10 protein-coding genes are annotated in these 11,117 nt (G+C 43.8%); 1 reads left to right on the forward strand and 9 read right to left on the reverse strand.

Annotated features, from left to right (window positions below; all coding sequences use genetic code 11):
* Positions 1–126 precede the first annotated feature (126 nt).
* The 7 genes from PCY07_RS10140 to PCY07_RS10170 form a co-directional block, all read right to left on the reverse strand.
* Positions 127–2,445 carry an HAD-IC family P-type ATPase gene (locus tag PCY07_RS10140; protein WP_041818335.1) on the reverse strand — a complete coding sequence of 773 codons (2,319 nt, stop codon included), beginning with the start codon at positions 2,443–2,445 and terminating at the stop codon, positions 127–129.
* A gap of 8 nt (positions 2,446–2,453) precedes the next feature.
* Entirely contained in the window at positions 2,454–2,840 is a 387-nt protein-coding gene (locus tag PCY07_RS10145) for a VOC family protein (protein WP_013903945.1), read from the reverse strand.
* Positions 2,841–2,906: 66 nt separating this feature from the next.
* Positions 2,907–5,267, reverse strand: coding sequence for a DNA translocase FtsK (locus PCY07_RS10150; RefSeq protein ID WP_301356687.1), 2,361 nt, complete (start codon positions 5,265–5,267; stop codon positions 2,907–2,909).
* 98 nt (positions 5,268–5,365) lie between these two features.
* Entirely contained in the window at positions 5,366–5,908 is a 543-nt protein-coding gene (locus PCY07_RS10155; protein ID WP_301356688.1) for a hypothetical protein, read from the reverse strand.
* Between the two features lie 39 nt (positions 5,909–5,947).
* Entirely contained in the window at positions 5,948–6,418 is a 471-nt protein-coding gene (locus tag PCY07_RS10160; RefSeq protein WP_301356689.1) for a hypothetical protein, read from the reverse strand.
* A gap of 209 nt (positions 6,419–6,627) precedes the next feature.
* Entirely contained in the window at positions 6,628–6,867 is a 240-nt protein-coding gene (locus tag PCY07_RS10165) for a hypothetical protein (RefSeq protein ID WP_301356690.1), read from the reverse strand.
* Between the two features lie 246 nt (positions 6,868–7,113).
* A complete protein-coding gene (locus PCY07_RS10170) occupies positions 7,114–8,034 on the reverse strand; it encodes a multidrug resistance efflux transporter family protein (RefSeq protein WP_301356692.1) in 921 nt (306 codons plus the stop codon).
* A gap of 174 nt (positions 8,035–8,208) precedes the next feature.
* Between PCY07_RS10170 and PCY07_RS10175 the strand changes: the two genes are divergently transcribed.
* The gene (locus PCY07_RS10175; RefSeq protein ID WP_013903950.1) at positions 8,209–9,054 is read left to right on the forward strand and encodes a peptidylprolyl isomerase; all 846 of its coding nucleotides are present in this window, start codon (positions 8,209–8,211) and stop codon (positions 9,052–9,054) included.
* Between the two features lie 322 nt (positions 9,055–9,376).
* Here PCY07_RS10175 and PCY07_RS10180 read toward each other — a convergent pair whose 3' ends face one another.
* Positions 9,377–10,918 (reverse strand): ABC-F family ATP-binding cassette domain-containing protein, encoded by a 1,542-nt coding sequence (locus PCY07_RS10180; RefSeq protein ID WP_301356693.1) that lies wholly within the window; start codon positions 10,916–10,918, stop codon positions 9,377–9,379.
* 103 nt (positions 10,919–11,021) lie between these two features.
* On the reverse strand, positions 11,022–11,117 hold a 96-nt coding region (locus PCY07_RS10185), incomplete at its 5' end, for an IS3 family transposase (protein ID WP_301356651.1).

Consider the following 11,117-nt stretch of genomic DNA (forward strand, 5'->3'; position numbering starts at 1 on the left):
GCAGTGGTTGAGTGGGCTCTACTACGCTGATTTCATCAGCTTTTACAGCCCTACTCAACTGTGCGGAGGTGGGACGACGAAATCGAATTCTAACGAATTACCGATTTCTGTCCCACTCTCTTTTTTTTATTTTTTCCGATGAAAGAACCAGCCCACTAGTTTTTTGAAGACTTGAATCAAGATGAGAGCAAGAACGGCCATGATGGCGCAGATAAGCAGCGTTTGAAGTCTCAAGGGGCTCATGTTAAAGAATCTACCTAGGATACTACTTGAAACCAGGAAGGCTAGGATATTTCCTAGAAGAACCAGTCTCTTGTAGTGATTGATAGGCTGGGATTCTTGGTAGATAATGGTAAAGCCGACGAAGGCCATCAAGCAGATGGCTGCACTTGAGAGCTCTTCCGATGTCATACCAAATGCTGAAGAGAGCAATACCAAACTGAAGATCAGTATAAAATCCGTCAAGGCAGCAGGTAGCGCATTTTTAAAGACCGTTTCGATAAAGCGCCCTTTGATGCGCTCGCTATTGGGCTCAAGCGCTAGGAAGAATCCTGGAATCCCAATCGTAAAGCCACTGATCAAGGACATCTGCGACGGCATGATGGGATAGGTAAAGGCTAAGAGCGTCACTGAGATAGCCAACAAAATAGAAAAGATATTCTTGATCAAAAAGAGACTGGCTGATCGTTGAATATTATTGACCACCCGTCGCCCTTCTGCCACGATGGACGGCATCTTCCCAAAGTCAGAATCCAGTAAAACCACTTGCGCCATCTTTTTGGTCGCATCATTTCCAGATTCCATCGCAATACTACAATCCGCTGTTTTGAGAGCCAGAATATCGTTGACGCCATCTCCAGTCATGGCGACTTTATGCCCCTTTGCCTGCAAGCCTTCTACAAGGCTTTTCTTTTGCTCTGGTGTCACTCGTCCAAAGACCGTATATTGACTCGCCGCTTGGTGCAAATCTTCTTCCGTCAGTAAGGTTCTGGCATCGATTAGATCCTCTGCTCCTTCAATGCCTGCTTTTTGTGCAATAGCTGAGACCGTAGCTGGGTTGTCTCCTGAAATGACCTTAATAGTCACTCCTTGTTGTTTAAAGTAGGCGAAGGTTTCTTTGGCATTTTTTCTCAACGGATTGGAGAGAATAATCCAGGCCACCAAGTCTACAGGAGCCTCTAAAGTCTCTCTCAGGTGATCTCCCCGATATTTCCCAAAGGCCAAGACCCGATTGCCTGCCTGAGTAGCAGGAGCTATCTCTTGTTCAAGCTCAGAAAAGCCCTCTCGTAAAACAAATTCTGGTGCCCCTAATACATAGATCCCAGATTCAAAGGCAATGGCCCCATATTTTTTCTTGGACGTAAAGGGCTGAATGTCGAGAGCCTTCCATGGCTGGCTTACTGGTGTCTTGTGAAATTTTCGGATGGCATCCATGGTATCGTTTTGATCCATACTAGCCTCTACATACTGAGCTAGAGCTTCCAAGTCTTGAGCGTCTTTAACTGGACGAATCGCTGTCACTTCCATACCTGGCTCTGTAATAGTCCCTGTCTTATCGACACAAAGGACATCCACGCGCGATAAGGTCTCAATCCCCTTCATGCTATTGAGCAGAACCTTTTCCTTGGCTAATCTGACAGCCCCCAGAGCCAGTGCCAAGGTCATCAAGAGATACAAGCCTTCTGGAATCATCCCGATCAAGGCCCCGACTGTTGAAGTCACACTGAGCTTGAGGCTATCGCCTAGGCTGATATAGCTACGAAGAAAAAGGAGCGAGCCTAGCGGAATGATAAGGAGACCAATGATCCCCACGATTCGGTTGACCGCATGGACCATATCGGACTCCTCATGAGACTTGACCTGCTTGGCTTCCAGGCTCAATTGGTTGATGTAGGACTCGTTCCCAACTTTTTCCAATCGCGCCAGTCCTTGACCAGCGATCACAAAACTACCTGACATGAGTGCGTCTTGCGCTCCTTTTTTGACCTCATCAGCTTCACCTGTCAATTGCGATTCATCGACTTTTAGCTCGCCCTCCAGCAAAATCCCATCCGCATAGATCTGGTCTCCAGCTTGAAAGCGAACTAGATCGCCCTCCACCAGCTGGTCGATAGGTAGAGCGACTTCTTTTCCTTTGCGAAGAACGATCGCTTCACTCATATGCAGAAATTGCATCTGACGCAAGATCCGTCGAGAGCGGACTTCCTGCACAATTCCAACCAAGGAGTTGACCACGACAATCGGGACAAACAAGAGATTGTTCCAAGACTTCACTGCAACCAGCAAGAACGCTAAGACCAGGAAAATCAGATTAAAGTAGGTAAAGACATTATCTCGAATGATCTGCCCAATACTTTTTTCTGTCTTAATCGTGACCTTATTTTGCTTGCCCTCTTGGATCTTTTTCGCTACTTCTTCCTGACTGAGTCCTTCTAATCTAACCATTGCTTTCCTCACTCATGTATTTCCAAGGGCAATCCTTCTGGATCGAAGAAAAATGCCATCTTCTTGCCATCAAAGTCATCATAGCGAAGGCCTGTATTCTCAATACCTAGCTGATCCAATCTAGCTAGATAGGTCTCTACATCGTCCACTTTAAAGGCCAGATGACGCAGTCCCGCATGCTCGGGCAAGGGGAGCTTAGGCCGTACTGGGGCCGTCGGTTTGATAAAGAGTTCTAAAGTCAGCTCCCCCTGGCGGAGATTGATCAAGATATCTCCGCGTTCGGGACGGTCATACTCACTGACAATCGCAAAGCCCAACTGGTCCACATAAAAGTGCAACATGGCGTCGCGATCCCGTCCAATGATGGCAATATGATGAATCGTGTCTAACTTCATCTGGTCCTACTTTCTATTTTCTATAAAAAGAAAAGGGAGTGGGGCATATGCCCTTTTTCCCTATCCTTATGATTGTTGCAATACTTTTCGAGGCTTGGTCCCTTCAGCTGGTCCAATCACACCCGCTGCTTCCAACTCTTCCATGAGGCGAGTCGCCCGATTAAAACCAACCGATAAGCGGCGCTGGATCATCGAAGCACTGGCTTTTTGGGTCTCGATGACGAGCGCTTTGGCCTCTTCAAAGAGTGGATCGCCTTCGTCTGAGCCACCCATACCTCCATCAAAGTCTGACTCAGATACTTCACCTGGATCGAAGGCATCATCATAATCCGCTTCAGCTTGTTCTTTGACGAAGTTGACAATCCGCTCCACATCATCATCAGAGATAAAGGAGCCCTGCAGACGGATCGGATGATTTTCATCGATCGGTTTAAAGAGCATGTCTCCGCGACCGAGCAATTTCTCCGCTCCATTTTCATCCAAGATGGTCCGTGAGTCGGTCCCGGATGATACCGCAAAAGCGACACGGGAAGGCACATTGGCCTTGATCAAACCTGAGATAACGTCAACCGATGGCCGTTGGGTCGCCAAGATCATGTGGATCCCTGCTGCACGCGCCTTCTGTCCAAGGCGAATAATAGCATCTTCCACTTCTTTACTTGCGACCATCATCAAGTCTGCCAACTCGTCGACAATGACCACAATCAATGGAAGGGGCACTTGCTTCATCTCAGACTGGGCATTGTACTCAGCAACCTTGGCATTAAAGCCAGCAATATTACGAGCACCCACTTTCGAAAAGAGCTCATAGCGATTTTCCATCTCATCGACAACTTTTTGCAGGGCCCGACTGGCCTTGCGTGGGTTGGTCACAACCGGAATCAAGAGGTGTGGAATATCATTGTAGACAGAAAGCTCCACCATCTTTGGATCGACCATCATAAACTTGACTTCGTCCGGACGAGCCTTCATCAAGATACTCGAAATAATCCCATTGACCGCTACTGACTTACCAGATCCAGTAGAACCCGCTACCAAGAGGTGGGGCATCCGAGCCAAATCGAAAGTCCGAGCTGAACCATCTACAGCCTTCCCAAGAGGAATCTCAAGGAGTTTAGCCGGGTCTGTTTTGGACTGCTCCCACAATTCACGGAAGGAAACGGTCGCAATCTCTGAGTTGGGCACTTCAATCCCGACCAGAGACTTCCCTGGAATCGGTGCTTCAATCCGCACATCCTTGGCTGCTAGAGCCAAGGCCAAATCATCTGCTAGGTTCGAAATGCGATTGACCCGCACACCGACAGCTGGCTTGACTTCATATTTGGTAACAGAAGGACCGATTTCTGCCCGCTCCACTGTCGCCTTGATATTGAAGCTTGCAAAGGTCTCTTCCAAAATGCGGATGTTCTGGCGAACGATGTTTTTCTCTTTGGATTGATTTTTCGGCTTGTCAGGTGCGAAGAGATCAATGGTTGGAAGCTTGTATTGAAGCAATTCCTTAGGTGTGAAATCCACTTGAACTTCTTCCCCATCGTCCTCGAATTCTTCGGCTACTGGAAGCTCTTCGTACGCTTCAGGCTCTTCAGGCCATTCTTCATCTGGCAGGTAGATTTCTGGTGTTGCCGGTGCAACAATTTCTGCTTCTGGGAAAGACTCTGTGAACGGCTGCTCCGCCAGCACCTCTCCCGTTTCAGGATCTACAGGATGCCCTTCCATTGAAAGGGGAGTTGGAAGAACTGCACTTGCTTCTTCTTGCTCTCTTTCAGCTGCCGCAGCTTCCTCAGCAGCTCTCGCTTCCTTTTCAAGGAATTTCTGTTCGCGACGTTCTTTGCGTTTTTCCATAGAAGCATGGAAGGCTTCCGACCCCTTTTCAAACAAATCATAGATGGAGTAAGGACTCATCAAGAGAATCCCCAATCCAATAAAGAGAAGGCCAATAAAATAAGAGCCAATATTTGAAAAGAGGAAGGAAATCGGAGCATAAAGAAGGGCACCGATCATACCACCACCAGCAAAACTCTCCACCCGCAGATGAATCAAGTCTGCCATGATTCTTGAAAAGGTGACCTTGATCCCATTATTGTCTAAATGAAGGGAGGATACAAAGAAGGCCTGAAACATCAAGAGAAGTCCAGCAAAGAAGCTTAGGAATCCTGAAATCACCCCTTCGTGTTTGTCCAGCCATTTAAAGGCATAGAGGTAGAAAAAGGTCGCTAAAATAGCCAAGTAAGCCAAACTCCCAACAAAGAGTCGGATTAAGTTGTAGGCCAAGACCCCTACTGCTCCCAATTTCAAGGCCGCAAAGACTAAAACCAGACTAATCAGAATGGTCACAATCATGCGGTGAATTGCTTTTTTTCTTTCTAATTCTGCTTTGGACAGTCGTCTCGTCGACCGTGTTTTTTTTGATTGATTATTGTTTGCCATAACCTTTATTATATCACATTTCCAAGCCAGTTCTCTAGTAAAATCATTTCCGAACATTTGCAGCATAAAGTAAAAAACAGCACCGAGTAGGCACTGCTTTAGATGTTTTTCTTGGGGTGGCAGTCAATGATGGCTTGATAGTCTTTCAGCGCTTGCTTTCCTTTGTCCGTCAACTGATAACCCCGAATTGTGAACTGCTCCGCCAGTTCTTCCTCCGTAAAATGATCAGACAAAGCTTGGTTCAAATCGGCCGCTTTCATCTTGGACAAACCCGCGACTCCCTTCTTTTTGAAAATGGCTTTTTTCATGGTCGCATTGATATGGTCCAGTGAATCAAAAGCGGATTCGATAAAAGCATAGCCCTTATCCACCAAAACCTTCAAGTGTTCCGAAGCATGAATCCCATAAGTATATTCGAAGTACTTAGGAAACCAAGTCTCTGTCGTAAAGGTTCCAAAATTGATCCGCCACAAGAGAATGATATCCCCTGCAAGCAAGCCATCTCGAAGGAGCTCCATATTTCGTTTAGAAACGGGCTTGGGATCCAACAACCAAGCTTCAAAATCCCTCTCAGGCGAAATATAGGGTTTCACCTCGTGATCAGCGTAGAATTTTTCTAGTATATCTGAAATAGTAGGCATCCTTTTCATCTTTCTTTTTAAAAAAACTAGACTGTATCCTTACCAATCTCTTTCAAGATGAGTCCATTCCGCAAACTCTTGATAGGTCTCTAATACCTTGGTTTGCTTCTCTCCATCATTACTTTCATTTGTTCCAATCACTTCTAATTTATCTTGACCAAGTGGCGCAAACCAATGTCTGAGCATTTGGTAGGATTCTTCAACTGATATTTTTTTCTTCCGAAATGCCACTACCATTTTATCTTCTTTATTAGCCTTTCCTAACTGAATAAACTTAGGGTAGTCCTTTTCAAAATTTATACAGTTACAATATGGATAAGAGAAGATAAAGAAATCGCTTCGATTATATACATTACTATTATTGATGGCGTCTCCAAGTGATGAAATATTATTACTAGTAGGATAATTTGTTCTGAAGAGTTCTTCTGTCGTTTCACCCACTATTTTATTGGAAGCTAAGTCCATTTTAACGGTGATTTTGTTCTTTTTTTCATAATGTTGGAGTTCCAACAATAAATATTCCTTCCCATCTTCGATTATGATGGTCCCTTGATTTTTTAAATAAAAGTTTTTATCATAATTCTTAACAACTTGGTAAAGATCAACCTTCTCAGGTTTTTTATCTAGGTGATCTAGATCGTAAACAATCGCATACCAAGTCCACCCTTTTTGGAGGTTTTCATCTATTCCTTCGTTACTTGCATAGCGTGTTTTTAATACTAATAACGATCACCAATTGATGCCCATCCACTATAGGTAATGAAATTTTTTGATGCTCGAAAAGAGATAACTCGTTTCTCTTTATCAAGATAGTGTAATTCTTTAATCGATCCTGCATCATACTTTTCCCATTTAATTTTATGTTCATTATTTTGAAGGTCTATACTTTTCTGATAGACAATAATTGAGATAGATAGAATAGATATTAGAAGTAAAACCACAATTTTCCATTTTTTCATTTCCTGCTCCACCTTTTTTATAAGTAATGACTAACGTTTTCCTTTTCTAAAGACACTACTCATATAATTTTTAATAACCTCATTTCCACCAAATCAACTTACCTCCCATCATACCGAATTTTCCATCTCTACGCAACTTCCTTCTTAATTAGTGATTTAGACCAAAAAGAAAACACCCTCGTGGGTGTTAGCATTGATAGACTGAACCGCAATATCATCTTTTTAGTTCTACTTTTCTACCACTATCTATTCTGAAGAAGTCATCAGACTATTTCCCACTATACCGATGATCACAATGAAAACCCCTAAAAATCCTAGTGGGGTTGGGATCTGATCTCCTAGAAAAAGACAGCCTCCAAATAGGGTGAAGAGGACCTCGCCGGCCTGGGTAGCTTCAACAACTGCTAACTGCTGATGGTTGTGTTTCACCAAGTTGGTTGCTTCAAAGAAGAGCATGGTCGCGATAACTCCTGAAAATACAGCTACGATCAAGGATTGGAGCATTTGGCCACCCGATGGCAAGCCTGCATCTACTCCTGCAAAGACGGATAAGAGCAACCAAAAAGGAACACTCATTAAGGTCATCCCAAAGACCCGTTGGGTCGTTGATAATTGTTCTTCTTTACAATGAACCAGCATCTTGCGATTTCCCAATGGATAGGAAAAAGCAGCGATCAAAATTAAGATACTAGCTCGCACCACACCTTCTCCGAGACCTCGTCCAAAATATGGAATTTGTATCAATACAATTCCTAACAAAATCAGTAAAGTCATTCCTAACTGTTTTCTTAGAATCTTTTGGCCAAAAAGTGGGGTCAGAAGGAGACCAGCTAAAATCGTAATCTGCCAGGTCGCAGCCACAAACCATGATTCTCCATAGATAGAAGCCATCGATAAGGGCGCATAAAAGAGACCAAAGCCGACCGTACTCCAAAGCAACCAAGTCCACGGGGATCGTGCAATTGCTGACAAGACACCCTTCAACTCGCCTTTCTGCCAGACTAAAACGGCCATCATGGGCAAACTAAAAAGGTAGCGCAAACTAGCACTCCACATCCAGGAACCACCTGCCAGGTTCATGCTTCGATTAAAAATAAAGGTAAATGCAAAAAAGAGAGCACCTAGGATACCAAACCAAAGGGCTCTCGCAAAATGTGATGATTTCATTTTTTGATGATCGTTCTCCTGTAGTCATCCTATTATACAGGAATTCGGAAATACTTTCATCTATTTTCTGCAAATTTTCAGAATAGTGTTTTCGCCTTAAATTTTATCCAGATTTGAAAGTATCGCAAAATTAAGGTACAATAGAAAAAGACAACTATGTTGGAAAGGAAGAATATGAAAAAATTAATCGCACTACTATTATTTTCCGGCTTGGCTTTAACAGCTTGTTCGTCCAATAAAACAAACGCTAACTCTTCAAGCTCAAGCAAAGAAAAGACAGAGCAGACAGCAACTTCCAGCTCTAGTGAAAAAGATCAAAAGAAAATTGAAGAAGAACAAAAGAAATTAGAACAACTGCGCAAAGATTTTAACGATGCCATGACCAATGAAAATGCCGTCTTCCCACAACTCTCAACTGATGTGGCTGAAGACGAAGCAGAGGTTAAAATCACAACAACTGAAGGCGATATCACTGTGAAGCTCTTCCCTAAATATGCGCCCCTTGCAGTTGAAAACTTCTTGACCCACGCAAAAGAAGGCTACTACAATGGCTTACTTTTCCACCGTGTCATTAACAACTTTATGATCCAAACTGGGGATCCTAAAGGAGACGGTACGGGTGGCGAATCTATCTGGAAGGGCAAAGACAAATCCAAAGATTCAGGTACTGGTTTTGAGAATGAGTATTCTCCATACCTTTACAACCTTCGTGGAGCCCTTGCCATGGCCAATTCTGGTCCAAATACCAATGGTAGTCAATTCTATATCAACCAAAATAAGGATGATATTTCAAGTAAACTTCCAACTGATCGTTTCCCAACTAAGATCATCGATGCTTATAAAAATGGTGGAAATCCAACCCTTGATGGTGGCAACTACACTGTCTTTGGCCAAGTGATCGATGGCATGGATGTGGTCGATAAAATTGCATCTGCCGAAACTGATGATAAGGACAAACCAAAAACAGACATCAAGATTGAAAAAATCGAGATCTTAAAAGACTATAATTTCAAAAAATAATGAAAAGAGAACCATGCGGTTCTCTTTTTAAGATATTGATAAACATTTTACATAAAATTAGCTAATAGATTCATTGTAAAAAAATGAATTCTAATTTTTTAAGTCATTCATCTACTGAAACTTTCCGCCGTGAGAAAAGTGCCTGAAACAGATTTGTTTCAGGCACACGGAATTATTGAGACCTTAGGCTCAATAATTAGTCATGGAACTTCCTGGATTGCTGAAATCATCCACTGGATAATTTCACCTAACGTCCGTACTCACCTAAAGAAAGTTTATAAGAAGAATCTGAAAAGAGAACCATGCGGTTCTCTTTTTGTCTTTAAGTCAATTCATTAAAGTCCCAGATTTGGTCCATCCAGCCTTCATAGAAGTCTGGCTCGTGGCAAACCATGAGGATCGATCCCTTGTATTCTTTCAGGGCCCGTTTCAATTCATCTTTGGCATCCACATCCAAGTGGTTGGTCGGCTCGTCTAGTACCAAGACATTATTTTCACGATTCATCAAGAGACAGAAGCGTACCTTGGCTTGCTCTCCACCAGATAGCACCTGAATTTGGCTCTCGATATGCTTGGTGGTCAAGCCACAGCGGGCAAGAGCTGCACGGACTTCTGCTTGGTTGAGAGCTGGAAAGGCATTCCAGACTGCTTCAAGCGGTGTCTGGCGATTGCCCCCTTCGACCTCTTGCTCGAAATAGCCAAGCTCTAGGTAATCTCCCCGCTCTACTTCTCCAGCAATCGGTGGGATGATTCCCAGCAAGCTCTTCAAGAGAGTGGTTTTTCCGATCCCGTTGGCCCCGATGATAGCCACCTTTTGATTACGTTCAAAGGTTAGGTTCAAAGGCTTGGTTAAAGGACGGTCATAGCCAATCTGAAGATCCTTGGTCTGGAAGATAAAGCGGCCAGGAGTTCGGGCATTTTTAAATTCAAAGGATGGCTTTGGTTTCTCACTTTGCAACTCAATGAGTTCCATCTTGTCCAACTTCTTCTGACGAGACATGGCCATATTCCGTGTAGCCACACGCGCCTTATTACGGGCTACGAAATCTTTCAAATCAGCAATCTCTTTTTGCTGACGCTCATAAGCCGCTTCCAATTGCGATTTCTTCATTTCATAGACTTCAAGGAATTGGTAGTAGTCTCCTGAATAGCGGGTCAACTGTTGATTTTCCACATGGTAGACGATATTGATCACATCGTTCAAGAATGGAATATCGTGGGAAATGAGGACAAAGGCATTTTCATAATTCTGCAAATAGCGTTTAAGCCAATCGATGTGCTCTGCATCCAAGTAGTTGGTTGGCTCGTCTAGTAGCAAGATATCTGGTTTTTCTAGCAAGAGTTTGGCCAAGAGGACCTTGGTCCGTTGCCCACCTGACAAGGAGGTCACATCCGTGTCCATGCCAAAGTCCATGACCCCAAGAGCACGCGCCACTTCATCGATCTTGGCATCCAAGGTATAAAAATCACGACTTTCTAGACGCTCTTGGAGTTCTCCTACCTCTTCCATCAGAGCATCGACATCGGCTCCCTCTTCCGCCATGGCCATATAGAGGTCATTGATCCGAGCTTCAGCTGTGAACAACTCATCAAAAGCTGTCCGTAAGACATCGCGAACCGTTTGTCCTTCTTCTAAGACCGAATGCTGATCTAGGTAGCCTGCCGTCACATACTTAGACCACTCCACCTTTCCTTCGTCAGGTTGCATTTTACCAGTCACGATGCTCATGAAGGTCGATTTCCCCTCACCATTGGCCCCGACAAGACCAATATGCTCTCCCTTTAGCAAACGGAAGGACACATCCTCAAAAATCGCACGGTCCCCAAAACCGTGGCTCAAATTTTTCACTTCTAAAATACTCATGCTTGACTCTCTTTCATTGATTTCACTCGTATGATTATATCATCTTCACGGCAAAATGAAAAGGGAGCCCAATGTACTGACCCCAAAAAGTTAGACAAATAATTTAAGTGAAGGATTTAGTTCTGTATTGCACAGGACTAAGTCCTTTTAGTTTTACCTTAATGCGTTTGTTGTTGTAATAATCAATATACTCCACAAT

Origin of the sequence: Streptococcus sp. SP1, assembly GCF_030440005.1 — a bacterium.
GTDB lineage: Bacteria > Bacillota > Bacilli > Lactobacillales > Streptococcaceae > Streptococcus > Streptococcus parasanguinis.